The sequence below is a fragment of the Embleya sp. NPDC055664 genome, from assembly GCF_053618075.1.
On the sequence record NZ_JBSHGZ010000003.1, the window covers coordinates 186,027 to 212,864 of the forward strand.

The window sequence follows — 26,838 nt, forward strand, 5'->3', positions numbered from 1 at the left end:
GAGGCGAGCCCGGCGGGCGGACCGCTCCCCGAACGTCACGCACAGGCCCCGGATCGTCCCCCGAACCGGGGCCTCCCGCCTACCCGCATCAACCCCCCACGGAGACCGCATGTCCCCCGGCCCCAAATCCCTCGCCGTCATCGCCCAACGCGCCAAGGACGGCATCGGCAACACCCGCTCGCGCGCCACGCGGATCCAGCAGCACACGCGCGACACCTTCTCGCCCGTGCTGACCCTCGGCCGCGGCCTGAACCGGCAACTCGCCTGGGCGCGGGGCTGGTGGAAGAACGCCTCCGCGGACAAGCGCAAGGCCGGGGCCGCGGTCGTCGTCGGCGCGGTGCTCGCCCTCTATTTCCTGCCCTATGCCCCGCTGATCGCCCTGCTGCTGATCCTGGCCGCCGCCGCCTGGCTCGGCCGTGCGGACAAGCCCCCCGCCCCCGAGCCCGGCCCCGACCCCATCGAACTCCGGCTCCAGGCCGTCTACAACGGCCTCGTGCCGCACCTCGCCGACGACCACGACCCGGCCAGGCTCTTCCACCCGGGCGGCGCGTACCGCGACGCCTTCCGCGACTGGGAACTCGACGGCGACCGGATCACCCGCCTCGAACTCACCTACAGCCCCTACTTCACCGACGACGACCCCGGCGCCCGCGCCCGGATCGAGCGGGTGCTCCAGGCCAAGCTCGGCCGCGGTCGCGAGTACTTCCACGACTGGGACACCGAGAACAACCGCCTCACCGTCGCCGCGCTGCCCCCGCTGCCTCCCGCCGTCCCGGCCCAGCAGTTCGTCACCGCGCCCTGCGAGATCCTGCTCGGCATCACCGACGCGGACAGCACCAACCGCCGCACCCCGATCCGGGTCGACGGAGCCACCCACCAGCTGCCGCCGGTCATCTGGCGCACCGGCAACCGCAGCACCGACCCACACCTGCTCGCCGTCGCCGCCCCCGGCGCGGGCAAGTCGAACCTGCTGCGCACCATCGCCCTCCAGGCCGCCCGCGACGGCGACATCGTGGTGATCGACGGCAGCGGCTCCGGCGACTACGCCTGCCTGGCCGGGCGCCGCAACATCCTGCGCATCGAGACCGGATACCACGGCGCCCTGGAGACGCTGACCTGGCTGCGGCACGAGACGGAGCGCCGGATCGCCGCCGTCACCCACGCCAAACAACACGGCACGCCGGTCCCGGACAACGCTCGCCGTCCGCTGTGGGTGATCCTGGACGAGATCACCGAACTCAGCGACCTCGCCGCCGGGCAGGGCACCACCGACCCCCAGGAACTGCTCGACCTGCCGCTGCGCCTGGGCCGGGCCACCCACATCGGCGTGATCACCAGCACCCGCCCCACCCACCTGGACCGGCTGCGCCCCCCGTTGATCGCCGACACGCACACGCGCGTCGTCCTCGGCCCGCTCGATCCCGAGACCATCCGGACCGTCCTGGGCACCGGCCCCGGCGTCTCCGGCGGCGAGGACATGCCGCCCGGGCGCGGCTACGTACGGATCGGCAACGGCCCGGTGGTGCGCATCCAGGTCCCGCACACCCCGGACCCGCTCGAAGAGGACACCCCCGAGGCCGAACGTCGGCGCCTGCTCGCGCTGCTGCCGCACCACACCGACGCGCTCACCGTCGAGGACCCCACCATCTCGCTCGCGAAGGAGCGCCGGCGAGAGCCCGAACCGACCGCCTGACCTTCCGGCGCGCCCCCTGCCCCGGACGCCGCGCCGCCCCCACGCTTCCGAAGGCCCTCCGAGCCGGCACGGCTCGGAGGGCCTCGGCGTGTACCCGGTCTTCGCCCGGCACGCCACCAAATACACAAAACACATCACTTCACCCGCACCGGCGCGCCATGATGGTGCCCCGCACCCCCACGGAGGACGTGGACGCCCAGTGTTCGACCTCGCCAACTTCACCGTCAGCGACATGGTGGTGTGCAGTTCCGAACTGCGCCGGGTCACCGCCGAATCGGCCACCACCGAGGACGCCGCCCGGGCGATCGTGCAGCACCTGCGCACCACCTTTCGCGACCCGGACACCGGACGGTCCCAACTCGTCCTCACCCGCCTGTTCCAGACCATGCCCTGGCGCAACCTCACCCCGGACCTGGAACAGCGCGCCCTGCGTCGGCAACCCGACCTCGTCCCGCACCCCGACCTGCGCTGCCTCACCCTCCTCGCCACCACCGGCGACCACCCCGAATGGCGCGACCGCACCCGCTCGAGCCGGCACCAGGTGGTCGCCTTCCCCAGCGCCGAGGCGGTCCGCCGGGCGCCGATGATCAGCGCCATGCTGGCCCAACTCGGGGTCACCGCCGAGGAGATCGTGGCCGGCCCGCTGAGCGGCGACACCGAATGGGACCGGCACGACATCACCCACATCCCCGACGCGCTGGCCGGCAGCGCCGTCCCGGACAAGGAGTTCATCCGGAGCCACGGCATAAAATCCGTGGTCGGCTACGCCGGCAAGCTCCCCGACGGCGAACTGTTCACCGTCCTGATGTTCACCCGCGTGTACATCCCGGCCCGGATCGCCGAACTCTTCCGCACCGTCGCCGTCTCCACCCGGTTGGCCCTGCTCCCGCTCAACACCGCGCCCCTGTTCGCCGGCGGCCCGGGACGGCACACCCCCGTCACACACCTCGCCGCCGCCCGCCTGGACGCGCTCGAACAACTCCTGGCCGCCCACGAGGACACCTCCGCGCAGGCGGCCCTGGTCGCCGCCGACGCCCGCGACCGGGTGCGCTCGCAGCAGGAACAACTCGCCTACAAGCAGCGCCGGCTCGACCAGGAGACCCGGATCGTCGAGACGCTCTACCGCGTCGGCCAAAAGCTCACCCGCGAACTCAACCTCGAACGCCTGGTCCAGGCCGCCACCGACGCCGCCACCTCGGTGATCGCCGCCGAGCACGGCATCTTCCGCTACATCGACTACGACACCGGCGGCGTCGCCGACACCCGCTACGCGGTCACCAGCCCCGACCCCACCCTGATCGACCGCCTCCCGCGCCCGCGCCCCACCCTCGCGGCGCGTACCCGCCCGCAGACCACCGTCGTCCCGCCGGCCACCGTGCGCCGCGGCGATCTCACCGAGGACCCGGGCGCCGCCGGACTGCTGCCCTACCGGGTCAGCACCGCCGGGCAACCCCCGGTCCGCAGCCTGCTGACCATCCCGGTGACCACCGCCACCGGCGAGGACCTGGGCGCGTTCTCCTTCTGCCACACTCGGGCCGACGTGTTCACCGAACGCGATGAACAACTCGCCCTCGGCATCGCCGCCCAGGCCGCCACCGCGATCGAGAACGCCCGGCTGTTTCGCAGCGTCCGCGACACCGCCGTGGAACTCCAGCGCAGCCTTCTCCCGCAGGTCCCGCCCGACCTGGACGAGCTGGACATCGCCTTCCGCTACCTGCCCGGGGCCAAGGGCCAGCAGGTCGGCGGCGACTGGTTCGACGTGATCCCGCTGTCCGCCGGGCGAATCGCGCTCGTGGTCGGCGACGTGATGGGCCGGGGCCTCCAGGCCGCCGCCGTGATGGGCCAACTGCGCGCCGCGGTCCGGGCGTACGCGGTCATGGACCTGCCGCCCGCGCAGGTGATGCGGCACCTGAACCGGCTGGTGACCGGGCTCGGCGGCGAGGACCAGATCATCACCTGCGTCTACGCCGTCTACGACCCCGGCGACGCCACCGTGCACTGGTCCAACGCCGGACACCTGCCGCCCGCGTTGATCAGCGCCGACGGCAAGGTCGAACTCCTGGAGGACGACCTCGGCGTCCCGCTCGGCCTGGACGGCACCACCTTCGAGGACGCGATGGTCGGCTTCGACGCCGGCGACCAACTGCTGCTGTACACCGACGGCCTGGTCGAATCGCACGACGCCTCGCTCACCGATCGGCTCCAGGAACTCACCGAGCACATCGACGGCACCACCGGCGGCACCTGCACCGTCGCCGACGTGGCCGACCTGCTGGCCAAGACGATGCTCACCGGCCAGGAGCCCGACGACGTCGCGCTGCTGCTGGTGCGTGCCCGGCACAGCGTCGAGCGCACCGCCGGCCTCGACCTGCCGCCCACCCCGCGCTCGGCCCGCGAGGCGCGCGACTTCGTCCGCGCCACGCTGGCCCGCTGGGGCCTGGTCGACCACAGCGACACCACCTGCTCGGTGGTCACCGAACTCGTCTCCAACGCCGCCGAACACGCCCGCACCCCCATGGAATTGCGGCTGCGCCACCATCCGGGCCGGCTGATCGTCGAGGTGGTCGACCACGACGGGCGACTGCCCAAGGAGATCGCCTCTCCCGGCCACGACGAGCGGCATCGCGGGTTGTGCATCGTGGCCGGGCTCAGTACCGACTGGGGTGTGCGGCCCACCGACACCGGGAAGATCGTCTGGGCGGAGATCCGCGACCGGTGACACCCAGTGGGGATTCGCTGCGTGGCGGTACACGTCGCCGACGGCGCGTTGTCGGGGCGATTCCGATGGACCGTGCGAGTTTTATGTCACTTTCTCCCGGTGATGTAATGAATCATCCGTTTTCGGGTAGCTACCCACCGTCACGGACCCCGAGCCGTCCCCGTCGACCCCTCGGTCGGGAATCTTCGAGGCCCGTCACGCGTTCTGCAATCGAACGAGACAGCAAGACCTGTCGATGTGGGTTACCAGCCAGGAGGCACGATTCATGAGTGAGCGAGCTCTCCGCGGCACACGCCTTGGCGCCACCAGCTACGAGACCGATCGCGGTATCGATCTGGCGCCGCGTCGCACCGTGGAATACGAATGCCCCCGGGGGCACCGCTTCGAGATGCCGTTCTCCGTCGAGGCGGAGATCCCGTCGACATGGGAGTGCCGCAGCTGCGGCGCCGTGGCGCAGCTGGTGGACGGCACGCCGCCCGAGGAGAAGAAGAACAAGGCGACACGCACGCACTGGGACATGCTCATGGAGCGGCGGACCAGGGAAGAGCTGGAAGAGGTGCTCGCCGAGCGCCTCGCCGTACTGCGGTCGGGTGGGATCAACCTCCACCACGATCCGCGCGACAACCGCAAGAGCGCCTGAGCGATCCCCGCACGAGCCCGCTCCGGGCCCGTGCGGATCCCGTCGACAGGTGGCACCGACGCCCGGGGCGCCGACGACCTTCACGGTCGTGGCGCCCCGGGCGTCGTGCTGGGCGCCGTCGACGCCCGACCGCCCGGGGCGCGCTCAGGGCAGCGGGCGCGGCGGCGGCGGTGGTTCGTCGTCCCGCCGCGGGTCGGGGTCGATCACCTCGCCCTGGATGATCTTGCCGTCGGGGCGATGGATCCGGGCCTGCCGGGTCATGCCGCTCAGCCGGGTGCTGCCCGCCACCTTCGCCGCCACCACGGTGCCGATCAGCCGGCGGACCAGCGGCCGGGTGAACGGCAGCACGCACAGCAGCCCCAGCGCGTCGCTGATGAAGCCCGGGATGATCAGCAGCACGCCGCCCAGGATGACCACACCGGCGTCGGCGGCGGCCTTGGTCGCCTCCTTGCCCTGGGCCGCGATCACGGCCGGGTCGGACTGGCCCTCGCGCTGCGCCCGTTCGCCCAGCGCGCGCAGCCGGTTCAGCACCCGGCGGCCCTCGTACCGGATCACCAGCGAACCCACCGCGATGCCGGCCAGGATCAGCAGGAAGGTCTCGCCCGCGCCGATGGCGCCGCCCACCAGGGTGATCACGTAGATCTCGGCCAGCGGCAGGGCGACGATCGGCAGGAGCTTGACCGCTCGGCGCAGCGGGGTACTCACGAGATCACGTCCTCGGCGGGGTGGCACCGGTGGTGGTGCCGGAGGTACTGGCGGCTTCGGCGTCGGTCGGGGCGGCGGGGGCCGGCACGGCGGCGGCGTCCTTGGTGCGATCGGCGGCCTTGCTCGGGGCGAGTTCCGGGGTCGGCTCGTCCGCGTACTTGCCCACCCGGCGGCCGACGCCCCACGCGGTGACCCGCCACAACGCCTCGGCGACGATGGTGTTGCTCATCTTGCTGTTGCCGCGTTCGCGCTCGATGAAGGTGATCGGCACCTCCAGCACGCGATAGCCCTTGCGGATCGCGCGCCAGGCCAGGTCGACCTGGAAGCAGTAGCCCTGCGAGGCGACTTCGTCCAGGCCGATGCCCAGCAGGGTGTCCCGGCGAAACGCCCGGAAGCCGCCGGTGACGTCGTGGATGTCGACGCCGAGCATCAGCCGCGAGTAGGTGCTGCCGCCCCGGGAGATGAGCTTGCGGTGGCCGGGCCAGTTGACCGCGCCGCCGCCGGGCACCCAGCGCGAGCCGAGCACCAGGTCCGCGTCCCGGACCGCTTCGAGCAGTCGGGGCAGTTGCTCGGGCTGGTGCGACCCGTCGGCGTCCATCTCCACCAGGACGTCGTAACCGCGATCGATGCCCCAGCGGAAGCCGGCGATGTAGGCGGCGCCCAACCCCTCCTTGCCCGCGCGGTGCATGACCTGGACGTGCGGGTCGTGCTCGGCGAGGGTGTCGGCGATGTCGCCGGTGCCGTCGGGGCTGTTGTCGTCGGCGATGAGCACGTCGACGTCGGGCACCGCGGCGCGCAGGCGCGCAACGATCGGCTCGATGTTCTCCGATTCGTTGTAGGTGGGGATGATGACGAGCACCTTGCCGAGATCGGCGAAGCTGGTCTGCTCGCGGTCGGTCACATCATCTCCTTGATGGCGTTGGCTTCGATGGCGTTGTCGATGGTGTGGGCTCCGGGTCCGGTGTCGGCGCGGGCGCGGTGTCCGACGATAGTCAGGATCGCCCCGGGAGCCGAACCGAGCCGGCCGGCGCGGGTGCGCCCGGTGCGCGGCGCGGCGGCGGGAGGCGGGGTACGCGGGCGGAACGCGCGGGTGCGGCCGACCGCGTGGCGGGCGCGGGGCGCCGCGTCGCGGTCGAACTGCGGCACCGTGTGGCCCCCTCGCCGGGTCGTCGTGGATCGCTGCGGTCGCGCTCGACACGGTGGTGCGCCGGGCGGGTGATGCAGTGACGGTACAACGGACGAGCCGGCCATTCGGTTTCGCCCTGGGACAGACCCGTGGCCCGCTCGACGGTGCGGGTGGCTCGACGGCATGGGTGGATGGCAGCGGGAACCCGGTCGCCCTTCGGGCCGGCCCCGGACCGGCTGGCTGTCGGTCGCGGTGGTCGTTGTCTACTGGGCGACCGGGCTCTGCCGCGGTCTCACCTTCCGGCGTGGGGTGTGCTCGCGTCCGGCGGGGCGGCTGCACGGGTGCCGCTCTGCCGTTCGTGGCCGCGTGGGGCGGCCTCCCGGGCGCGCGTCACGTCGGTTCCGGACCTGGCGCCCGGTGGCTGTGCCACCTGTGGCCCGGAGGCGTGCGCGTGCTCGGGGAGGGTGTTCTCCTGCCGGTCGTCCTGCGGTGGACCGGGTCGAACGTACTGGGCGATGCGGGCGCGGTGTCAACAATGCACTGACCTGGGCAAACGTGGTATCGGTGCAGGTCAGACCCCGGGGTGGTGCGGCACGGGTGTGGGTGGTGTGCGCCCGCCGGGTGGCGCAATCGTTCCCCCAATGGGCCGCGTCGCACCATTTCGCCCCCGCGGACGACACGCTTCGACGCGTCGCGGCACGGCACCGTGCTCGTCCGGAGTCCCGGCGTGTCGTGCGCGCGGGCCGTACGGAGGTGTTGTAGGAGTTGTACACGTACCAGGCCCCACCACGCGAGCGGCCTCCCTCCGTCGCCACACCGACGAGGAGCACCGAAAGCGCCGGGATCGAGCCGCGTTCACCCGGTCGGCCGCTCACCCGACATCACCCCACGAGCGCACGGCGTGTGCCGCACACCGCGAGGCGGCCGGCAACTCTCGGACGGGGCCCGGCCGTTGCGGGTCGCCGGAAGGTCGCGACGGTGGGTGGCCGCGGGGTGGCTCGGGGTGACACGATCGAGGGTCATGGACTATCGCGAGTGTGCGCACGTGGTCGAGGAGTATCACCGCGTGCGGGGGAACGGGCGGCATTTTCCGGAGCTGTTGGCGGCATTGGGGCATCCGGAGCGGGCGCTGCGCGGGATGCAGGTGGTGGGGACCAACGGCAAGGGGTCCACGTGCGCGTTCGCGGTCGCGGCGTTGAACGGGATGGGGCTGCGGGTGGGGAGCATGCCGAGTCCGCATCTGCAGGAGCCGCGTGAGCGGATCCGGGTCGACGGGGTGCCGGTGTCGGAGGAGGAGTACGCGGCGGCCTGCACGGAGGCGGTGGATGCGATCCGGGCGACCGGACTGGCCTACAACGCCTCGTCGTTGCACGCGGCCGCGGCGGCGGCGCACTTTCGGCGGGCGGGGGTCGAACTGGTCGCCGCGGAGGCCAACATCGGCGGGCAGCGCACGGTGGTGCGCAAATTCGGGCTAGATGTGAAGGTGCTCACCGGGGTCGGCCTGGACCACACCGAGCGGCTGGGCGAGAGCGAGGCGGAGATCGCCCGGGCCAAGGTCGGCGCGACCGTGGACGGGGATCACGTGCTGCTCGGCCGCCTGTCGGCGCAGGCCGCCGCGGCGGCCTCGGAGGTGCTGGCCGGGCACGCGGGGCTGACCGTGTGGCGGCTGGGGCGGGAGATCCTGGTCGAGGCGCGGGACGGCGGCCCGGGCAGCGCGCCGCTCCTCGACGTTCGAACGCCCCTGGGGGTGCATCGCGACCTGGTGTGCACGTTGCCGGGCGTGCACCAGTACGACAACCTCGCCCTCGCGGTGGCCGGCGTGGACGCGCTCGTACAGCGGGGCCATGTGCCCGCGTACCGCGACGAGCGCCTGCGGGCGGGGCTGGCCACGACCCGCTGGCCCGGACGGCTCGAACTGGTCGCGTCGGCGCGCGTGGGGCAGTGGTCGGGACGGGTGTTGCTGGACGGGGCGACCAACGTCCAGGGGCTGGCCACAGTCGCGCCGGAGATCGCCCGGCACGCGCGGGCCGTGGATCGGGTGCCGCCGGTGGTCGTCTTCGGCGTCATGCGGGAGAAGCCCGCGGCGCGGATGTTGGCCGCGCTGCCGGTCGAGTGGCCCGTGGTGATGACCCGGAGCGGTTCCGGTGACGCGGCCGACCCGGAGGCGCTGTTCGCGCTGCGCACGGCGGCCGGGGCGGCACGCTCGGACTGCGTCGAGCCGGATGTGACGGCGGCGCTGGGCCGCGCCGGGAAACTGGCCGGGGAGGGTGGCCTGGTGGTGGTCCTGGGCTCGCACAAACTGGTCGGCGAGGCCCGCACGGTGCTGGGCCTGGCCCCGGCCTGAACCGCTACGCCGGCCCGCTTCCGGGTCGGTCAGTGGGGGCGGGCCCAGGGCGGGGGGTCGGTTTGCGCGGTGTGCAGGGCCGCCGGCGTGGGGCGTTCGACCGTGTCGGGCACGGTGTCCAGGGGGACGGACAGGGCTCTCGCCCAGGTGCGGCGCCAGTTGAGGCGGCGTTGGGTGCGGGCCGCCTCGCGGCGTGTGCGGGCGGCGGTGCGGCGGGCGATCTCGGCATGGGCCAGGGCCAGGCTGCGCAACCACAGCGGGCGGGTGTGCAGCAGTTCCTCGACGTACGCGGTCGTCCACTTGTTGCTGCGCGGGCGCAGTTCCACGACCACCTCCACCGGCAGCGCGAACAGTTCGGCGACTGCGTCGTCGGCGAGCTGGTCGATCACCGCCTCGGCCGCGCGACACACCGCCTCGGCGCGCCGTTGTTGGGCGTGCCACTCCCGGTCCAACCAGCGGGTCACCGCCGCGGAGGCGTGTTCGAGCTCGCGGTCGGCGTGCAGTTCGAGCAGCCAGCGCGGGGGGTCGGTGGCCAGTTCGTGCAGCAGGTCGACGCTGATGTGGTGATCGATCGAGGGTACGCGGTGGGCGATGTCCTCGGCGGGCACGCCGAGCGTGGCCCAGACCCGGTGCGGCCGGGCGAGGGCCCGCAGCGCGGCGATCGCACGCGGCGCGGAGGTGGTGAGCAGGTCCGCGATTTCTTCCGGCTTGTAGCGGCACTGGTCGGCGATCTCGGCGATGTCGCGTACGCGCGGGTCGGCCATGAAGCGGCGCAGCCGGGCGGGCACGGTGCCGTGCAGGCGGGCCAGCGCGCAGGCGAAGGCGATCACGTCGGCCGGGTCGGTCTGCCGGTCGGGGGTCAGCGTGGCCAGGTAGCGGCGCGCGTGGTGCGCCCGTTCGCGGTTGTGCGCGCGGGTGGCGGCGGCCTTGGTGGCGGCCAGCGAGCGGGACACGGTACGGGCCGCCTCGCGCAGTTCGCGGTCGGCGGCGATGTGCGGGTGCAGGGTGTCCACGTCGGCCGTGCGGTAGTAGCGCACCTCCATGTCGCGGCCGTAGCGCGTGACCCGCACCCGGTCGACGACCGCCAGCCCGGCGGCCCGGGCGACGCGGCGGAAGCGCTCGCGGCTGATGCCGAGGCGGTGCGCGGCCTCGGTGGCGGTCAGCGGTTCCTCGCGTTGCAGGGCGGTGAGGAAGGGGCCCGGGTCGGCGGCGGCGCGGGCGACGGCGTCCGCGTCGAAAGTGCCGTCCTGGTGTTGGGCGAGCAGTCCTGTTCGGGCGGCGAGGCGGACCTGGCGGGGGACGAGCCCCAGTGCCTTGCCGACGCGCGCCGCACCGATGCCTCCTCGGGTCACGACCGGCCCCTTCCGTACGGGTGACACCGAACGGGGCGACGATAGAACGGCTGCGGGGCGCGGGGGAGGTCAAAGGGCGAAATCCGCCCGATCGTGCGGGGAAGCGACGTGGCAGGTTACGGCAAATGGGGGATCATGGGCGACTTCGGCGGTCGGCGAGCGTCGACCTGAAGTCGGGTTCACCCCTGCGCGTCGAGGCGGAGTTCGAAGCACGACAGCGGTGCGTGGGCGGTGTACTCCCGATACGGCGGGATGGGCCGGTAGCCGAGGGCTTCGTACAGGGCGATCGCGCGGGTGCGCTGCGGGAGGCAGTCCAGGACGCAGCGGTCGGCGCCGACGGCGCGGGCGTGTGCGTGCAGACGGGTCATCAGCGCCCGGGCCGTGCCGTGGCCCCGGGCGTGCGGGAGCACGTACAGGCGCTTGACCTCCGCCGTCCCCGGGTCGAGCAGATGTACGCCGACGCCGCCCGCGGGCCGGCCGGCCAGGTGCGCGGTGAAGTAGGCGCCGGGGTGCGCGTAGTAGTCGGCCGGGTCGTCGTGATCGGTGCGGCACCACTCGGGCAGCAGGTCGGGGGATGCCCAGCCGGGGTGGCCGACCTCCTCGGCGGTCGCGTTGTAGTACGCGAAGAGCAGGTCGCGGGTGTGCGTGAGGTCGGTGTCGATGGTCGGGCCCGGGGTGATTGTCATGGCATGTGACTGTAGGGGCGGGTGGAAGCGGCGCCGGGCGAGGGTGGTTCGGTGCGGGCGTGAGTGTGCAGGGGCGCAGGGGCGCAGGGGGGGCATGGGCGGGGCGTGGGTCCGGGGCGCGGCCGATCAGTGGAACCTGGACGTGTCGCGGGTCGACGGTGATGAATGTCCCGGTTTGTGAATTTACCGTGTCATACATGCGCATTGTCATCGCGGGTGGACACGGAAAGATCGCCCTTCGGCTGGAGCGCCTGCTCGCCGATCGCGGACACACGGTGGTCGGGTTCATTCGCAACCCCGATCACGCGAACGACCTGGTCGCGGCCGGTGCCGAGCCCGTCGTGTGCGATCTGGAGCGGGCCCCGGTCGAGGAGGTCGCCGAGCACCTGGCGGGCGCGGACGCGGTGGTGTTCGCGGCCGGCGCGGGCCCGGACAGCACCCGCGAGCGCACCATGACCGTCGACTACGGCGGCGCGGTCCTGCTGGCGGACGCGGCCGAGGACGCGGGAGTGCGGCGCTACGTGATCGTCTCCTCGATGGGCGCCTCGACCGCACCGCCGCCCGACACCGACCCGGACTTCGCGCTCTACCTGACCGCCAAGGGCGAGGCCGACGAGGACCTGCGCTCGCGCGGTGCGCTGGACCTGACCATCCTGCGCCCGGGCCGGCTCACCGACGATCCGGGCACCGGACTGATCGCGCTGTCCGAACGTGAGGGCGGCGGCGCAATCCGTCGGGACGACGTGGCGGCGATCCTGGCGGAACTGATCTCCGAGCCCGGGACGATCGGCCGCACGCTCGAGGCGGTCGGCGGCGACGTGCCGGTCGCCGAGGCGGTCAAGTACGTGGCGGCTAGGCCTCGTTCGTGAGGTCGAGCGCCATCAGCACGTCGTCGACATAACGTCCGGCGAGCAGGAACTCGCCCTCCAGGACGCCCTCGATGCGATAGCCGCAGGCCGCGTACAGGGCGCGTGCGGACGCGTTGCCGCCGAGCACCCGCAGGGTGATGCGGCGGGCACCGCGCCGGCGCGCCTCGGCCTCGGCTGCGGTCAGCAGCAGTCGGCCGATCCGGCGGCCCTGGTGGTCGGGGTGCACCGCGAGGCCGTTGATGATCTGTACGTGGCCGGAGGCCGGGCACAGGGTCGAGCGTTCGAGTTGCAGATAGCCGACGACGAGGTCGCCCTCGTGGGCGACGAGGGTGTCGCGCACGTGGTCGGCGTCGCGGAAGAAGACCTTGTCGACCGCCCAGCGGGGGGCGGGCGTGACGTCGGGGGACCACGTGAGGTGGTCTATCTCGGCAAGACTGGTCCCGTCGGCCTCGACGGCGGAGCGGACCTGGACGCGGGTTTCCTCCGATGTGCGCGACATCGGATCATCGTCCCATCCGCGGCGGCGCGCCGGGCAGGTCGGGCGGCGGACGATCTTGGCTACGGCTTCGTGTGCGCCGCCTCCGCGCCGCGCGTGCGCCCTAGACTCGCGCGCATGACTTCGCCCGGGACGCCCGAGGATCTGGATCGACTCACGGCGGGCAAATACGTCCTGCTGACCACGTTTCGCCGGGACGGGAGGGCGGTGGGCACGCCGGTGTGGGTTTTCCGCGACGGCGACGCGCTCGGGGTGTGGACGGCGCGGGCGTCCGGGAAGGTGAAGCGGATCCGTAACAGCGGGCGGGTCACGGTCGCCGAGTGTGATGCGCGGGGGCGCGTGCGGGGGGAGGCGGTGCCGGGGACCGCGTCGTTGTTGGACGCGGCCGGGACGGAGCGGTATCGGGGGTTGATCCGGCGCAAGTTCGGCGTGGTGGGGTGGGTGACGCTGCTCGGGAGCCGGGTGCGGCGGGGGGTTGCGGGGACGGTGGGTGTGCGCGTTGTGCTCGGGGGGTGCGAGTAGGCGCCCGGGCCTGGTGGCACCCGGGTTGGTCTCATGCGCACTCGGGCCGTGCGGCGGCCTGTGGCCTCAAGCGCACTCGGGCCGTGCGGCGGCCTGTGGCCTCAAGCGCCGGCCGGGCTGTTTGGCCTCATGCGCCGGCCGGGCTGAGTGACCCGGCCTCCGGCCGAGGTGGCCTCATGCGCCGGCCGGGCTGTTTGGCCTCATGCGCCGGCCGGGCTGAGTGACCCGGCCTCCGGCCGAGGTGGCCTCAAGCGCCGGCCGGGCTGCTTGGCCTCATGCGCCGGCCGGGCTGCTTGGTCTCAAGTGTCGGACCGGCTGGGTGGTCTCGAGTGCCGGGCGGGTTGTTTGGTTTTGTGGGGTGGCTCGGCTGGGTGGGCTTGTGGGCGGGTGCTTGGGTTTTGGTGGTGGTTATTGCAGGGGGAGTTTGAAGCCTACGTGGGAGTCTGTGAAGCCCAGGGTTCGGTAGAAGCGGTGGGCGTTTTCCCGGGTGTTGTTGGAGGTTAGTTGGATCAGGGTGGCGCCTCGTTCTCGGGCGCGTTGGATGGTCCAGTGCATCAGGGTCGTGCCGAGGCCGTTGCCGCGTTCGGTGCTGTGGATGCGGACCGCCTCCACCAGGGCTCTGGTCGTGCCGCGTTGGGACAGGCCCGGGATGATGGTGAGTTGTAGGGTGCCGATCACCTTCGGGGCGCCGGTTTCCGGGTCCGGGCGGGTCATCACCACCACCTCCTGGTTCGGGTCGGCCGACAGGCGTTCGAAGGCGGCCAGGTAGGGGGTCATGTCCTCCTGCGAGTCACGCCCCGAACCCAGGGTGTCGTCCACCAGGAGGCCGACTATGGCGGCCAGGTCGTCGCGGTTCGCCGGCCGGATTTGGATGTCGTTCATGGTGCCCAACGTAGACGCGCGGGACCGGATGACTTTTGTCAGGTCCATACCGCCAGGGGAGTAGGCGGGAATTCGGCCGCGCGCAGGATCCGTTGACACCATTGAGGGCGGATGCTTGTCAGGCCACATGGCAAGCGGCCTAACGGGGAGGTTCCACGTGGATGCCGTGCACGAGTGGGTGGACCGGCTGGGAGATCTCCCACCGCTATACGCCTATGTCGTGATCGCACTGGTCGCCATCATCGAGACGGGTCTGCTGCTCGGCGTCTTCGCCCCCGCGGAACCGGTGCTCCTGCTCGGTGGACTGCTCACCTCGACCGGACACCTGGCACTGGTGCCGGTACTGATCATCGCGACCTCGGCCGCGCTCGCCGGGGACACTCTCGGTTACCTCTCCGGCAGACATCGCAGCGAACGCATACGAACCGGGCATATCGGGCGCAGGGTGGGTGAGCATCGGTGGGAACGGGCGGAGGAGATGTTCACCCGCGGGCGGGGCGCGGGCGGCGTGACGGTGATGCTGGGTCGTTGGGTCGCCTTCGCTCGTACGCTGCTGCCGCGATTGGCCGGGGCGGCGGGGATGCCCTATCGACGGTTCGCCCCGTGGAACGCGGTCGGCATCGTGGTGTGGGTGCCGGGCTCGATCATGCTGGGCCGGCTCGCGGGCAGCGCGTACCCGTCGGCGGCGAGTGTGCCCGGTTGGATAGGGGCCGCGATCGTGGCGATCGGGATCGTGGCCGGGGCCGTCACCCTCATTCGGCGCCGGCGGCGGCGCAAGGCCGAGGAGGACGGTTCCTCGGCGTTCGCGGATCCCACCGCCGACGCCGCGTCGGGTGACGCGCGTCGCGACTTCGCGGGGGCCACGTCGGCGACCCGGGAGGACAGCGTCGCCTGATCGGGCGGCGGGCATACGCGACGGAAAAGCGGGGGCGAGGTCGTGGACCCGGCCCCCTTCGGTGTGCCCGGGCCCGGCCCGGGCGGTGGCTCAGCCGTGCAGTGCCGCGTCGCCGTGCTTGGCCACGTGCTCGTCGAGCGCCGCCAGGGCCCGCGTGACCTCCTCGTGTGAGCCGCCGCCGCGCTGCTCCTTCCAGTACGCGGCGCCCAACTTCTTCAGCAGCGCCGACGCGTCCCGGCCGACCTGGACCTCTTCGACCTTCTGCTTGCCGGTGTTCATCGTGTCCTCGGCCATCTTCTTGGCCTTGTCGAGGAAGCCGCTCATGGCGCCGTTCTCCGTTTCGTTCCGGCCCCGAGATCACAGTCGTGCACAGTCCACTCGATATTCGATCAACGAACGGCGCACGATCGAGGATCCCGAAGCCGAGTGCACCGGTTCGGCCGGGCATTTCACTCGTTCGGCGCCGCCGGGGTCCGCTCCGCCACAATTGCGACCATGCGTGCGAGTCGGTTGTTGACCATCCTGCTGACCCTGCAGAACCGGGGGCTCGTCACCGCGACCGAGTTGGCCGAGCAGTTGGAGGTGTCCGTCCGGACCGTCTACCGGGACGTGGAGGCGCTGGCGGCGGCCGGGGTGCCGGTCCTTGCCGAGCGCGGTCCCGCGGGCGGCTATCGGCTCCTGGAGGGCTTTCGGACCCGGATCAACGGGCTGACCGACGACGAGGCGCACGCACTGTCCCTGGCCGGGCTGCCGGGCCCGGCGGCGGAACTGGGTCTGGGCGCGGTGGTCGCCTCCGCGCAGCTCAAGGTCCGGGCCGGACTGCCCGCCGAACTGCGCGAGCGCGTCGAGCGGGCCCGACCGCGCTTCCACCTGGACGCGCCGGGGTGGTACCGGGAGGCGGACCGCTCGCCGGAGCTGTCCCGGATCGCGGGCGCGGTGTGGACCGACCGGCGGATCCGGGTGCACTACCGGCGCTGGGCCGGCGAGGTCATCCGCGAGCTGGAGCCGTACGGGCTCGTGCTCAAGGCGGGGCAGTGGTACCTGGTGGCGCGCTCGGCCGGGACGGGGGAGCGCCGCGAGCGCACCTATCGGGTGGTGCGGATCGAGGAGTTGCACGTGCTCGACGAGGTGTTCGAGCGTGATCCGGACTTCGATCTGGCGGCCTTCTGGGAGGACTCGTCGCGGGAGTTCGCCGAGCGGTTGCGCCCGATCGACGCCGAGGTGTTGTTGACCGAGGGCGCGCGGGGGTTGGTGCGGCCCCTGTTCGGCGCGCATGTCGCCGAGGTCGTGGAGGCGAGCGCGGGGGAGCCGCTGCCCGACGGTCGGGTGCGGGCCCGGCTCCCGATCGAGACGATCGAGGTGGGGGTGGCCGAACTGCTGCGACTGGGGCCGGAGGTGGAGGTCCTGGGCCCGCCCGAGCTGCGCGCCGCGATCGCCGCAGGCGCACGCGCGACGGCGGCGCGGTACGGGTAGGCACCCGCGCCGCGCCGCCGAGGCCCGGACCGGCCGACCGCTACGCCCCGGCCCGCCGGAACAGCCGTACCGCCACCGGGACCGACACCGCGGTCAGGCCCAGCGCCGCCAGTGCCCCCGTGCCGACCGTGCCCCCGTAGTCCCCGACGAACGCCGAGCGCACCGCCAGGACCACGTACCGCAGCGGGTTGGCCCGGGAGAGCCCGTCCAGCCAGTCCGGGGCCAGGGACATCGGCAGCAGGATCCCGGACAGCAGCATCACCGGCAGGTTGACCGAGTTGACCACCGGGGCGAACTCCTGCGGGCTGTCCACCCGCATCGCCAACGCGTAGGACAGCGACGCGATCGACGCGGTCATCAGCGCGACGAAGCCGAATCCGACCAGCATCCCGAGGATCGGCGCGCGCAGCCCGAAGGCCACCCCGACCAGGACCAGCAGCAGCGACTGGACCAGCAGTTGCACGATGTCCTTGAGCACCCGCCCGAGCAACAGCGCCACGCGGCTCACGGGGGTCACCCGCATCCGCTCCAGGATGCCCTGCTGCTTTTCGATCAGGATGCCGAAACCGGCGAACGCGGCGCTGAACAAACCGAGTTGCACCAGCAGGCCGGGGACGAGGGTCTGCCAGGAGTCGCCCTCCCCACCGAGGGGGACCTCGCGCAGGAGCGGCCCGAACAGGACCAGGAACAGCAGGGGTTGGAGCAGCCCGAACACCAACCCGACCCGGGCGGCCAGGGTCTGGCGCAGATAGCGGCCGAAGATCAGCAGGGTGTCGGCCAGGAACGCGGCCGGCGTGGACGCCGCGGATGGCGTGGACATGGTCACCTCGGCGGGTCAGACGGCGATCGGGGTCTCGGCGGGCGCGGGGGCGCGCCGGCCGGTGATGGCGATGAAGGCGTCCTGGAGCGAGGCGTCGGGGGAGCCGGCGTACTCGGTCTTGAGCGCGTGTGCGGTGCCCTCGGCGACGACCCGGCCATGGTCGACGACCACGAGGCGGTCGGCGAGCGCGTCCGCCTCGTCGAGGTAGTGCGTGGTCAGGAAGACCGTGGTGCCCCACTCGTCGCGGATCCGTCGCACCAGGTCCCACAGGTCGACCCGGCTGCCCGGGTCCAGGCCGGTGGTCGGCTCGTCCAGGAACAACACCTCGGGGCGGTGGAGCAGGCCCATCGCGATGTCGAGCCGACGGCGCTGGCCGCCGGAGAGCGCGGCGCACGGCCGGTCCAGGAGGTCGGCCAGGTCCAGTGCGGCGGCCAGTTCGGCGGTGCGCGCCCGGGCGGCGGCCCGGTCGAGGCGGTACAGCCGGGCCTGGGTGGTGAGTTCCTCGCGCATGGACACGCCCGGGTCGAGGCCGCCGGACTGGGCGACGTAGCCGATCCGTCGGCGTACGCCCGCCGGATCGCGCAGCAGGTCGTGACCGGCCACCGTGGCGCTGCCGCCGGTGGGGGCGAGCAGCGTGGTGAGCATGCGCAGCGTGGTGGTCTTGCCGGCGCCGTTGGGCCCGAGGAAACCCAGGATCTCGCCGGCGGGGACGGTCAGGTCGATGCCGCGGACGGCCTCGACCGTGCCGCGCTTGGTTCGGAAGGTCCGGGCGAGCCCGGTGGTGTGGATGACGGGTGTCATGGGACCACCGAAACACAGTCGGTTAATTTTTGCAACGGCCCCAAAATTTAAGAACCACCAAGATGACTACAATGGCGACATGACGGAGACCGAACCCGCCGAGGGTCTGCGTGAGCGCAAGAAGCGCCGCACCCGGACGCACATCTCGGACATCGCGACCGGGTTGTTCATGGAACGCGGGTTCGACGCGGTCACCGTCGCGCAGATCGCCGAACTGGCCGAGGTCTCGGTGAACACCGTGTACAACTACTTCCCGGCCAAGGAGGACCTGTTCTTCGACCGCGAGTCGGAACTGGTGGACCGCCTGTCCCAAATCGTGCGCGAGCGCGCGGTGGGCGAGTCGGCCACGCGCGCGGTACTGGCGGTGCTGCGCCGGGACGTGGAGGAGCGCTCGCTCTACGCCGGGCTGTTTCCGGGCTACGAGCGGTGGGCGCGGGTGATGCTGGAATCGCCGGTGCTGGTGGGCCGGCTGTGGCGGATGCAGCAGGCCGGCGCCGACGCGCTGGCGCGGACCCTCGCCGAGGAGGCCGGGGTGGCGCCCACCGACCCGGTACCGGAGTTGATCGCCGGCCAACTCGCCGGAATCCAGCAGGCCGTCTTCCGGGGGATCGGCCGCCGCCTGGCCGACGGCGTCGATCCGGACGAGACGGCCGACCGGGCGCTGGAGCAACTGGACGCGGTCGAAACGTTGTTGAGCGCCGAGGTGCTGGGCTACGCGGTTCGCGGATCCGAGTGAGCCGGCTCCGGCGTTCCGGCGGGGGTGTGCCGGCGGTGGGGTCGGGGAGGAGCATGACATCGGCCGCGGCGGCGCGTTCGATCCGCGATGATCTGCGTGGTCGGCGTCGCCGGCTCGGTCGATGGATCAGGAGTCGACCGATGATCGGCCGCCACCGGCCGGACCACAGGAGAACCGTGTGACCTCACCAAATGCTTCCGACCGACGCGGACCGCTGGTGTACGTGGGCTCGTACACCCCCGACATGGACGGGCACGGCACCGGCATCACCGTGTGCCGGCAGGACCCGGAGAGCGGACTGCTCGGTACGCCGTCCGCGGCCATTCCCGCGATCTCGCCGTCGTATCTGACCCGGCACCCCTCGGGCCGCTTCCTGTACGCGGTCAGCGAGCGGGCCGGCGAGGGCGCGGTCGGCGCGTACTCGGTGCAGGACGAACGGCTCGTGCCGCTGGGCGAGGTCTCCACGCTCGGCGCGGGGCCGTGTCATCTGGCGGCCGACCCCACGGGGCGGTTCGTGGTGGTGGCCAACTACGGCGGCGGCAGTGTGACCGTGCACCCGATCGCCGACGACGGCACGCTCGGCGAGGCCGCCACGCACGTACGGCTGACCGGGTCCGGGCCGGTGGCGGACCGGCAGGCGGCCTCGCACGCGCACCAGGTGACGTTCGCCGCCGGCGGCGGGTGGCTGGTGGTGTGCGACCTGGGTTCGGACACCGTGTACCACCTGAACTTCGACGCCGAGGCGGGGACCATCGCCGAGGGGCCGAAGGTGACCCTGCCGCCGGGGACCGGACCGCGGCACATCGCGTACGGGCCGAAGGACCTGGCCTGGCTGGCGGGGGAGTTGAACACGACGGTCACCCCGCTGCGCGGCGATCCGCGTACGGGGGCGCTGACCGTGGCGGGCAAGCCGTTCGTGTTGTCCGGCGGCGAGGGCGCGCCGTCGGGGATCGTGGCCTCGGCGGACGGGCGCTTCGTGTACGCGGCCAACCGGGGGCCGGACACGATCTCGGTGCTCGCCGTCGACGGCGCGGAGTTGGCCTTGGTCGAGGAGATCCCGACGGGCGGGGCCTGGCCGCGTGATCTGACCCTGGTCGGCGACGTGTTGTACGCGGCGAACCAGCGCGGCGACACGATCACCGCATTCCGCTGCGACCCGGGCACGGGCCGGCTCACCGCCCTCGGCGTCGCCCTCGCGACCGGCAGCCCGACCAGCGTCCTGGCCTAGCCGCTCCCGGGCCCGCCTGCCCGCCGGACGGGTCGCCTCGATCCGTCCGGCGTCGGGCCTGATGTGCCTCGATTCCGTGCCGCGCCCTACGCGCCGAGCGACTTGACCGCGCCGACCGGCGGGGCCGGTTCGGTGTGCTCCGCGGCCTCGGCGAGGGCTTCGCGCGGGGTGCGGTCGTGGGTGGGGCGGGCGGTGGAGAGCAGTGTGCAGCCCGCAGAGGTGACCTCGGTGTAGATGCCCCGACGGTCGGTGTCGCACAGATGGCGCGAGAGCGGCTGCGCTCCTCCAGCCGGGTGACCAGGTGCGTGGTTGCGCTCCGGCTCAGTACCACCCACCCGTTCGCGCACGGTCGCCGGACACCTCCCCGGTGTGGCCGGGGCCGCCGGCGGGCAGAGCGGGCAGGGTGACTCCGGCGTGCCGGAGTCGGCGGCCCCTCGGCCCGTCCGACTTCCCGCTGACCGCGAGCCCTCCATCCCCCATCCCCCACCGCGAAGGACCGTCCCCATGATGAGTTCCACCCCCGTACCCGACGTCACCCTCAACAACGGCGTCACCATCCCGCAGCTCGGCTTCGGGGTCTTCCAGGTCGGCGACGACGAGGCCACCGCCGCCGTGACGAACGCCATCGAGGTGGGTTATCGCAGCATCGACACCGCCGCGATCTACGGCAACGAGGCGGGTGTGGGCCGGGCCCTGGCCGCCTCCTCCGTCCCGCGCGAGGAACTGTTCGTCACCACCAAGTTGTGGAACACCGAGCAGGGATACGACTCGACGCTCGCCGCGTTCGAGGAGAGCGCGCGGCTGCTCGGCCTGGACTACGTGGACATGTACCTGATCCACTGGCCGGCGGCGAGTCGGGACCGCTACCTGGACACCTGGCGCGCGTTCGAGAAGCTGCTCGCGGACGGCCGGGTGCGCACGATCGGGGTGTCCAACTTCCAACCCGAGCACCTGACCCGACTGCTCGAACACACCGCCGTGATGCCCTCGGTCAACCAGGTCGAACTGCACCCCTACCTCCAGCAGGGCCGGGTCCGCGCGTACGACCGGGCGCACGCGATCGCGACAGAGGCGTGGAGCCCGCTGGGCAAGGGCGGCGCGCTGCTGGCGGACCCGGTGATCACCGAGGCGGCCCGCGCGCACGGCAAATCGCCCGCCCAGGTGGTGCTGCGCTGGCACCTGCACCTGGGGAACATCGTCATCCCCAAGTCGGTCACGCCCGCGCGGATCCGGGAGAACTTCGAGGTGTTCGACTTCGACCTGGACGCGGCCGAACTGGACGCGATCGGTCGGCTCGACCGGGGCGAGCGGCTCGGCCCGGACCCGGACGAGGTCGACTGAGGCCGACCGCGCCGATCGTCAGCGGCGTTGCGGCTCGACCAGTGCCGGATGCGCGGGATGGTCGTAGCGCACGGTCAGGTCCGCCTCGGTCGTGGGCACGATCTCCTCGGCGTAGCGGGTCAGCGCCTCGATGGTCCAGGCGTCCTCGGCGGGGGTGCGCCGGCGCAGCGCTCCCGGGGACAACCACAGATGCACCGTCAGCTCCAAGGGCAGGCCCTTGCCGAGCAGCAGCGGCCCGTCCAGGAGCAGTACCCCGCCCTCGGGCAGCACGGTGTAGTCGGCGCGGGTGGCCCGGTCCCGGGCCGCGTCCCACAGGCTCGGCAACACCCGCCCGGTGCCGCCGGGCGCCAGCGGTTCCAACACCTCGCGGCGCAGCCCGGCGTCGTCCAGCCAGCCCCACAGGTACGACTCGGCGTCGGTGTGCCCGTACTCCAGGCGCACCGACGCCGGCCGCAGGAAGTCGCGGGCCCGCACCCGCAACACCGGATGCCCGCGCAGGCGCAGCGGCGCCACCAACGCGTCGGCGAGCGCGCCCGGTTCGGCGGCGTCCGCGCCGTCCAGAGCCACCCGGGTCCACGGCCGGTCGGCGGCGCGCCGGGCGATCGCCTCGACCAGCTCGTCCACCAGGGCGGTCGGGGTGATCGGTCGTACGTTCACCATCGGCGCGCCGGGCGGGGTGCGTTCGGTGCGGTCATGGGGCCATTGTCCCCCGCCCCGACCCAGGGGGGGCCCCCCCCCCGGGCCGCGGGGGCCGCCCCCGCCGCGGCCCGGGTCGAGGCCGGCCGTCCGGGAGGTGGGTGTGGGAAGACGGGCGGGCGTCAGAAGGTGGGCATGGGCGGCATCTGCGGGGCCTGGACCACCGGTGCGGGCACCTCCACGAAGCCGCCGGAGATGCCCTGGTGCACACCCACCACGGCCGGACGCAGGTCGTGCAGCACGTCGTCCTCGCCGATCATGCCGACCGGGCCGCCCGAGCCGATCCGGCTGGTCTCGCTCGTGATGGTGTCCGCGTTGCCGTCGGCGAGCGCGGGGGCGGCCGGAGTCAGGGCGAGCAGGGCGCCGACCGTCACGGCGGTGAGCAGCGGGGTGATGCGCATGGGGGCTCCGTTCACTGGATGGTTCGCTGGTGCCGCACGGCGTGTGCGCGGCACCAGCGAACGCAATCGGCTGCGCCGAGTGGGGGAATCTCACTCGTTCGAGGGCGTGTCGCCTTGCCCGGCGCGACCGGTCAGTGCTCCGGCGCGATCAACTCCGCCGCGAGCGTGCCGGCGGCCAGCGCGCGGGTGTCGCCGGAGCGGGCGAACACGTCCACCGCGGTGTCCACGAGCTTGATCACGTGCTCGTCGCCGTGCGCGAGGGCACGCTGTCCGGCCTCGCCGGGATCGGGCGCGGGAGCGGGCGTCCCGGTCGCGTCCTCGCGGCCCGAGTAGACCGCGAAGACCGCACTGCTCGTGGCCCAGGCCGTGGTGTACGAGGGGATCCACTGCTCGCGCGGCAGCGCCGGCAACACCCGCAACACCGCGCTCGGGGCGGTCACCGCGTGCACGTTCATCACCCCGCTGCCGTGTCCGCGGCGCAGGTAGCGCAGGGTTGCCGCGTGCACGGTGTCGGCGAGCAGCGCCTGCGCCTGCTCGGGGGTCGTGGCCTCCTGTACCGACAGGGTCGGCGTCAGCCACGCGTCCCACCCGGCCAGGAAGTCGAGCCGGCGGCTGATGTGGTCCTTCTCCTCGATCGGCAGGGGCGGGACCGCGTCCAGGGCCTCGAACGGCGTGCGGCCCCCCGCGAGCCGCGGCAGTTCGGGCAGGGCCTGGTTGCCGGACGCGAAGTACGCCATCGCGTGGGCGAACTCGGCGAGGCGGACCGGGCTCTCGCCGAGGTCCAGCAGGGCGCGGACCGCGTGTCCGACCCGGATCACCCCGTGGGTGGCGCCGCCGGGCAGTCCCGGGAGCAGCCTGGGCCACCACAGCGCGAGCACCTCGCGCCACGGCCGTTCGGCGATCTCGTCCGTGAACAGGGCGATCCAGTCGCCGTCCCGGGCGCGGTCGCCCAGTGCCTCGCGCCACGCGTCGCGGGCGATGCGCTCGGTGGGTCGCGAAACCGGTTCGAGCCGGCGGGTGTAGGAGTCGAGCCAAGCGGGCACGGCTTCCCACTGGCCCGCGTGCACGAGGGCTTCGACGGCCATCGGCCCGTGATTGGACAGCTTGTCGTCGAATTCGGAGCCGGTGCGGTGCAGACGTGCGAATGCTTCGTCCAAGGCGTCGGCGGCTTGTTGTCGCATCGTTCGTTTCCTTCGTGTGCCGAGTGTGGACCGGGGACTTCCGGTTAGGACAGTTAAGTCTTGCCTAACTTGCCGGTATTCCCGGGAGAAGCATAGGGTCGACTCTGTCACCGCAACCACTGCGCAGGAGGAACTCCCGTGGCCGACAAGGTCTACACGCTCCCCGACCTGACCTACGACTACGCCGCCCTGGAGCCGCACATCAGCGGCGCCATCATGGAGCTGCACCACGACAAGCACCACGCGGCGTACGTGGCCGGTGCCAACACCGCCCTCGAGCAGCTCGCCGACGCCCGCGACAAGGAGGCCTACGGCACCATCTCCAAGCTGGAGAAGGACCTGGCCTTCCACGTCTCGGGCCACGTGCTGCACAGCCTGTTCTGGACCAACCTGGGCCCGACCGGCAACGGCGAGCCCACCGGTGACCTCGCCGAGCAGATCGGCGTCGACTTCGGCGGCTTCGAGCAGTTCCGCGCGCACATGACGCAGACCGCGATGACCGTGCAGGGGTCGGGCTGGTCCGTCGCCGCGTGGGAGCCGCTGTCGCAGCGCATCGTGGTCACCCAGGTCTACGACCACCAGGGCAACATCCCGCAGGGCACCGTGCCGCTGCTCGCGATCGACGCGTGGGAGCACGCGTTCTACCTCCAGTACAAGAACGTCAAGGCGGACTTCTTCAAGGCCGTGTGGAACGTCTTCAACTGGGACGACGTCGCCGCGCGCCTCTCGGCCGCCAAGGGCGCCTGAGGAACGACGTCCGGTCCGGGGCCGCGCGGGGGTTCCCCGTGCGGCCCTGTCCGGTGGGGGTGACACACACTCGGGGTACTCGGGACGAACGAGGGAGGCGAGCGGGGTGAGCGAGCAGGACGCGTTCGCACTGTTGCCCGAGACCCGGCGGGAGATATTGCGGCGCCTCAAGGGCGCGGGTGAGCTGCGCGCGGAGGAGTTGGCCGAGGCGGTCGGGATGACCGCGAGCGGCATGCGCCAGCAGTTGTCCGGGCTGGTCGCCGAGGGGTATGTGACCCACCGGCAGGCCCGATTGGGGCCGGGCCGGCCGAAGCACGTGTACCGGCTGACCACGGCCGGCGAGAACCTGTTCCCCCGGCGCTACGGCGACCTGGTCGGGGACCTCCTGGAGACCGCTCAGGCCGAGGAACCCGGCTTTGTGGACCGCCTGTTCGACCGGCGTCGGGAGCGGCGCCTGGAGCGCGCCCGGACCCGGACCACCGCGCCCGACCTCGCCGATCGGGTGGCCGCGATCGCCGCCATCCTCGACGAGGACGGCTACCTGGCCGCCGCGCGACCGCTGGCGGACGGCGGCGGCTGGCTGATCGTCGAGCAGAACTGCGCGATCTTCGACGTGGCGATCCGCTGCGGCACCGCGTGCTCGTCGGAACTGACGTTCCTGCGCGAGGCGTTGCCGGACACCGAGGTGCGGCGGGTGAGCCACATGGTGGCCGGCGCCCCGCACTGTGCGTACGAGATCCGGCCGCGGGAGGCGGGGCCGACGCAGGCCGACGCGGGGTCGTCGGGCGCGGAGTAGTTCAGGCCCCCGTGTGTCCGGCCGGGGAGTCGGCGCGGCTCCATTCCAGGACGCGTTCGCGCAGGGCGGGCTTGCTGATCTTGCCGGTGCCGGTGACCGGCAGCGTGTCGGTGAACACCACCCGGCGCGGGACCTTGAAGCCGGCCAGGTGTGCGCGGCACAGCGTGACCAACTCGTCCGGGTCGACGGTGTGTCCGGCGGTCGGGACCACCACGGCGACCACCCGTTCGCCCCACCGGGTGTCGGGTTCGCCGACCACCGCGACCTCGCGTACGCCGGGGTGTTCGCGCAGGACCGCCTCCACCTCGCGGGCGCTGACGTTCTCGCCGCCGGTGATGATCACGTCCTTCTTGCGGTCCAGGACGTACAGATAGCCCTCGGCGTCGAGTCGGCCCAGGTCGCCCGTGCGGAACCAGCCCGCCGCGAACTCGCCGGTGTCCACCTGCCAGTAACCGTCCGCGACCTGCTCGGAGCGGACCGAGACCTCGCCGACCGCGCCGGCGGGCAGCGGCCGGTTCGCGTCGTCGACGATCCGGATCTCCACCCCCGGGCCGGGGCGCCCGGCGGCGGCGTACAGGTGCGGGCGATCGCTCGCGGCGTTGCGGTGGTCGGCGGCGTTCAGGAACACCGCGTTGCCCGACAACTCCGTCATTCCGTACCCCTGCCCCAGGCCGCAGCCGAGCAGCCCGTCGACCCGGCGGATCAGCTCGGGCGTGATCGGCGAGGCGCCGTAGCTGATCGAGCGGATGCGCTCGCGCAAGCCGTCGCCCTCTCGCACATGGTCGAGGAGCGCGTCGATCATGGTCGGCGCCAGGGACAGGCTGGTCACCTCGAACTCGCGGGCCACGGCGGCCAGTTCGGCCGGGAGATAGCGGCGCAGCACGACCGCCGGGCGGCAGGCCAGATGGTGTGCCAACACCTGGTAGCCGGCCACGTGTGCGAGCGGGAAGGGGGTCAGTACGACGGTGTCCGGGTCGACCGGGCGGCAGGCCAGCGAGGCGCGCATGGCCGCGATCAGGCTGCGGTGGGTGAGCCGGACACCCTTGGGCCGGCCGGTGGTGCCGGAGGTGAACAGCAGCCAGGTCAGGGCGGATTCGTCGGCGGCGGGGTCGAAGGCGGCGTCGGTCGGCGGGTCGTCGGCGCTCCACTCGGCACCGGTGTGCTCGGCGGTGACGGCCGCGTCCAGTTCCAGGCTCGGGCCGCCCGGCCACGCGAGTGTGCCGAGCAGGTCGGCGTCGCCGAGGAGCAGTTCCGCGCCGGAGCGGGCGAGTTGGTCGGCCCATTCGCGCGGGTGCAGTCGGGGGTTGAGCGGGACCAGGACGCGCCCGGCCCACGAGACGCCGTAGTAGGCGGCGACGTATTCGGCCCGATTGTGCGCGAGGATCGCGACCCGGGCGCCGGGCGACGTGCGCTTGGCCACGGTCGTGGCCAGGGCTCGGGAGCGGGCAGCCAGTTCGGCGAACGTCCAGGCCGTGGTGGACGGGTCGGCGACCGCTGTGGCCGATGGGGTGCGGAACGGGTGTCCGGGGACGATCAGCGCGGTGCGATCGGGTACCTCCCGAGCCGCGGCGACCAGGATCTCGTGCAGCAGCATGGGGCCTCCGACCTTCTCGCCGGGACGCTACCGCAGGTGGGCGGCGGGTTCGGGGGGCGGGCCGGGATTTCGGCTGTCGGGACCCGGGGCGGTGG

At 72.6% G+C, this 26,838-nt stretch carries 28 protein-coding genes; 13 read left to right on the forward strand and 15 right to left on the reverse strand.

The window, feature by feature from the left end; genetic code table 11:
* Positions 1–109 precede the first annotated feature (109 nt).
* The 3 genes from ACWGR4_RS06600 (at position 110) to ACWGR4_RS06610 (ending at position 5,052) form a co-directional block, all read left to right on the forward strand.
* Positions 110–1,693 carry an ATP-binding protein gene (locus tag ACWGR4_RS06600; protein ID WP_452129575.1) on the forward strand — a complete coding sequence of 528 codons (1,584 nt, stop codon included), beginning with the start codon at positions 110–112 and terminating at the stop codon, positions 1,691–1,693.
* Positions 1,694–1,892: 199 nt separating this feature from the next.
* Entirely contained in the window at positions 1,893–4,412 is a 2,520-nt protein-coding gene (locus ACWGR4_RS06605) for an ATP-binding SpoIIE family protein phosphatase (RefSeq protein WP_380001360.1), read from the forward strand.
* A gap of 265 nt (positions 4,413–4,677) precedes the next feature.
* Complete coding sequence (locus ACWGR4_RS06610) at positions 4,678–5,052, forward strand: RNA polymerase-binding protein RbpA (protein ID WP_380001362.1); 375 nt, start codon at positions 4,678–4,680, stop codon at positions 5,050–5,052.
* Between the two features lie 144 nt (positions 5,053–5,196).
* Here ACWGR4_RS06610 and ACWGR4_RS06615 read toward each other — a convergent pair whose 3' ends face one another.
* The 3 genes from ACWGR4_RS06615 to ACWGR4_RS06625 are packed head-to-tail and all read right to left on the reverse strand — an operon-like array spanning position 5,197 to position 6,903.
* Positions 5,197–5,757, reverse strand: a complete 561-nt coding sequence (locus ACWGR4_RS06615) for an FxsA family protein (protein ID WP_380001364.1) — start codon at positions 5,755–5,757, stop codon at positions 5,197–5,199.
* A 4-nt stretch (positions 5,758–5,761) separates the two neighbouring features.
* A complete protein-coding gene (locus ACWGR4_RS06620) occupies positions 5,762–6,658 on the reverse strand; it encodes a polyprenol monophosphomannose synthase (protein ID WP_380001366.1) in 897 nt (298 codons plus the stop codon).
* Positions 6,655–6,903: a hypothetical protein gene (locus ACWGR4_RS06625; RefSeq protein WP_380001368.1), complete on the reverse strand. Its 249-nt coding sequence runs from the start codon at positions 6,901–6,903 to the stop codon at positions 6,655–6,657. Before ACWGR4_RS06625 ends, ACWGR4_RS06620 begins: the two co-directional genes overlap by 4 nt.
* A 1,001-nt stretch (positions 6,904–7,904) precedes the next feature.
* Between ACWGR4_RS06625 and ACWGR4_RS06630 the strand changes: the two genes are divergently transcribed.
* A complete protein-coding gene (locus tag ACWGR4_RS06630) occupies positions 7,905–9,227 on the forward strand; it encodes a bifunctional folylpolyglutamate synthase/dihydrofolate synthase (protein ID WP_452129574.1) in 1,323 nt (440 codons plus the stop codon).
* Between the two features lie 29 nt (positions 9,228–9,256).
* On the opposite strand, the gene ACWGR4_RS06635 is transcribed toward ACWGR4_RS06630, so the two are convergent.
* Both ACWGR4_RS06635 and ACWGR4_RS06640 read right to left on the reverse strand, forming a co-directional pair.
* Positions 9,257–10,579 (reverse strand): hypothetical protein, encoded by a 1,323-nt coding sequence (locus ACWGR4_RS06635; protein ID WP_380001372.1) that lies wholly within the window; start codon positions 10,577–10,579, stop codon positions 9,257–9,259.
* Positions 10,580–10,758: 179 nt separating this feature from the next.
* Positions 10,759–11,265: a GNAT family N-acetyltransferase gene (locus ACWGR4_RS06640; RefSeq protein WP_380001374.1), complete on the reverse strand. Its 507-nt coding sequence runs from the start codon at positions 11,263–11,265 to the stop codon at positions 10,759–10,761.
* Positions 11,266–11,462: 197 nt separating this feature from the next.
* On the opposite strand from ACWGR4_RS06640, the gene ACWGR4_RS06645 reads away from it, so the two are divergent.
* Positions 11,463–12,134: an SDR family oxidoreductase gene (locus ACWGR4_RS06645; RefSeq protein ID WP_452129573.1), complete on the forward strand. Its 672-nt coding sequence runs from the start codon at positions 11,463–11,465 to the stop codon at positions 12,132–12,134.
* Here ACWGR4_RS06645 and ACWGR4_RS06650 read toward each other — a convergent pair.
* On the reverse strand, positions 12,118–12,633 hold the full coding sequence (locus tag ACWGR4_RS06650; protein ID WP_380001378.1) for a GNAT family N-acetyltransferase: 516 nt from the start codon (positions 12,631–12,633) through the stop codon (positions 12,118–12,120). The two genes, ACWGR4_RS06645 and ACWGR4_RS06650, sit on opposite strands and share 17 nt — an antisense overlap.
* A gap of 114 nt (positions 12,634–12,747) precedes the next feature.
* Between ACWGR4_RS06650 and ACWGR4_RS06655 the strand changes: the two genes are divergently transcribed.
* Complete coding sequence (locus tag ACWGR4_RS06655) at positions 12,748–13,152, forward strand: PPOX class F420-dependent oxidoreductase (protein ID WP_380001380.1); 405 nt, start codon at positions 12,748–12,750, stop codon at positions 13,150–13,152.
* A 408-nt stretch (positions 13,153–13,560) separates the two neighbouring features.
* Here the strand turns inward: ACWGR4_RS06655 and ACWGR4_RS06660 are convergent, their stop codons facing one another.
* Positions 13,561–14,034 carry an N-acetyltransferase family protein gene (locus tag ACWGR4_RS06660; protein ID WP_452129572.1) on the reverse strand — a complete coding sequence of 158 codons (474 nt, stop codon included), beginning with the start codon at positions 14,032–14,034 and terminating at the stop codon, positions 13,561–13,563.
* Positions 14,035–14,191: 157 nt separating this feature from the next.
* Here ACWGR4_RS06660 and ACWGR4_RS06665 point away from each other — a divergent pair, with 157 nt between their 5' ends.
* The gene (locus ACWGR4_RS06665) at positions 14,192–14,929 is read left to right on the forward strand and encodes a DedA family protein (protein ID WP_380001384.1); all 738 of its coding nucleotides are present in this window, start codon (positions 14,192–14,194) and stop codon (positions 14,927–14,929) included.
* A gap of 90 nt (positions 14,930–15,019) precedes the next feature.
* On the opposite strand, the gene ACWGR4_RS06670 is transcribed toward ACWGR4_RS06665, so the two are convergent.
* Positions 15,020–15,253 carry a hypothetical protein gene (locus ACWGR4_RS06670; RefSeq protein WP_380001386.1) on the reverse strand — a complete coding sequence of 78 codons (234 nt, stop codon included), beginning with the start codon at positions 15,251–15,253 and terminating at the stop codon, positions 15,020–15,022.
* A gap of 171 nt (positions 15,254–15,424) precedes the next feature.
* Here ACWGR4_RS06670 and ACWGR4_RS06675 point away from each other — a divergent pair, with 171 nt between their 5' ends.
* A complete protein-coding gene (locus tag ACWGR4_RS06675; RefSeq protein ID WP_452129571.1) occupies positions 15,425–16,402 on the forward strand; it encodes a helix-turn-helix transcriptional regulator in 978 nt (325 codons plus the stop codon).
* A gap of 40 nt (positions 16,403–16,442) precedes the next feature.
* Here ACWGR4_RS06675 and ACWGR4_RS06680 read toward each other — a convergent pair whose 3' ends face one another.
* Positions 16,443–17,222: an ABC transporter permease gene (locus tag ACWGR4_RS06680; RefSeq protein WP_452129570.1), complete on the reverse strand. Its 780-nt coding sequence runs from the start codon at positions 17,220–17,222 to the stop codon at positions 16,443–16,445.
* A gap of 15 nt (positions 17,223–17,237) precedes the next feature.
* Positions 17,238–18,023 carry an ABC transporter ATP-binding protein gene (locus ACWGR4_RS06685; protein WP_380001392.1) on the reverse strand — a complete coding sequence of 262 codons (786 nt, stop codon included), beginning with the start codon at positions 18,021–18,023 and terminating at the stop codon, positions 17,238–17,240.
* Between the two features lie 79 nt (positions 18,024–18,102).
* Here ACWGR4_RS06685 and ACWGR4_RS06690 point away from each other — a divergent pair, with 79 nt between their 5' ends.
* Positions 18,103–18,759: a TetR/AcrR family transcriptional regulator gene (locus tag ACWGR4_RS06690; RefSeq protein WP_380001394.1), complete on the forward strand. Its 657-nt coding sequence runs from the start codon at positions 18,103–18,105 to the stop codon at positions 18,757–18,759.
* 178 nt (positions 18,760–18,937) lie between these two features.
* Positions 18,938–19,987 carry a lactonase family protein gene (locus ACWGR4_RS06695; RefSeq protein ID WP_380001396.1) on the forward strand — a complete coding sequence of 350 codons (1,050 nt, stop codon included), beginning with the start codon at positions 18,938–18,940 and terminating at the stop codon, positions 19,985–19,987.
* Positions 19,988–20,073: 86 nt separating this feature from the next.
* Here ACWGR4_RS06695 and ACWGR4_RS06700 read toward each other — a convergent pair whose 3' ends face one another.
* The gene (locus tag ACWGR4_RS06700) at positions 20,074–20,322 is read right to left on the reverse strand and encodes a hypothetical protein (RefSeq protein WP_452129569.1); all 249 of its coding nucleotides are present in this window, start codon (positions 20,320–20,322) and stop codon (positions 20,074–20,076) included.
* 172 nt (positions 20,323–20,494) lie between these two features.
* Between ACWGR4_RS06700 and ACWGR4_RS06705 the strand changes: the two genes are divergently transcribed.
* Entirely contained in the window at positions 20,495–21,328 is an 834-nt protein-coding gene (locus tag ACWGR4_RS06705) for an aldo/keto reductase (RefSeq protein ID WP_380001398.1), read from the forward strand.
* 18 nt (positions 21,329–21,346) lie between these two features.
* Here ACWGR4_RS06705 and ACWGR4_RS06710 read toward each other — a convergent pair whose 3' ends face one another.
* The 3 genes from ACWGR4_RS06710 to ACWGR4_RS06720 form a co-directional block, all read right to left on the reverse strand.
* Positions 21,347–21,988, reverse strand: a complete 642-nt coding sequence (locus ACWGR4_RS06710; RefSeq protein WP_380001400.1) for a nucleoside/nucleotide kinase family protein — start codon at positions 21,986–21,988, stop codon at positions 21,347–21,349.
* Positions 21,989–22,146: 158 nt separating this feature from the next.
* On the reverse strand, positions 22,147–22,425 hold the full coding sequence (locus ACWGR4_RS06715; protein ID WP_380001402.1) for a hypothetical protein: 279 nt from the start codon (positions 22,423–22,425) through the stop codon (positions 22,147–22,149).
* A gap of 131 nt (positions 22,426–22,556) precedes the next feature.
* Complete coding sequence (locus tag ACWGR4_RS06720; protein WP_452129679.1) at positions 22,557–23,606, reverse strand: questin oxidase family protein; 1,050 nt, start codon at positions 23,604–23,606, stop codon at positions 22,557–22,559.
* A gap of 138 nt (positions 23,607–23,744) precedes the next feature.
* Here ACWGR4_RS06720 and ACWGR4_RS06725 point away from each other — a divergent pair, with 138 nt between their 5' ends.
* Entirely contained in the window at positions 23,745–24,353 is a 609-nt protein-coding gene (locus ACWGR4_RS06725) for a superoxide dismutase (RefSeq protein WP_078974164.1), read from the forward strand.
* Positions 24,354–24,459: 106 nt separating this feature from the next.
* Positions 24,460–25,149 carry a helix-turn-helix transcriptional regulator gene (locus ACWGR4_RS06730; protein ID WP_452129678.1) on the forward strand — a complete coding sequence of 230 codons (690 nt, stop codon included), beginning with the start codon at positions 24,460–24,462 and terminating at the stop codon, positions 25,147–25,149.
* Position 25,150: 1 nt separating this feature from the next.
* Here ACWGR4_RS06730 and ACWGR4_RS06735 read toward each other — a convergent pair whose 3' ends face one another.
* Entirely contained in the window at positions 25,151–26,743 is a 1,593-nt protein-coding gene (locus ACWGR4_RS06735) for a class I adenylate-forming enzyme family protein (RefSeq protein WP_452129677.1), read from the reverse strand.
* Between the last annotated feature and the right edge of the window lie 95 nt (positions 26,744–26,838).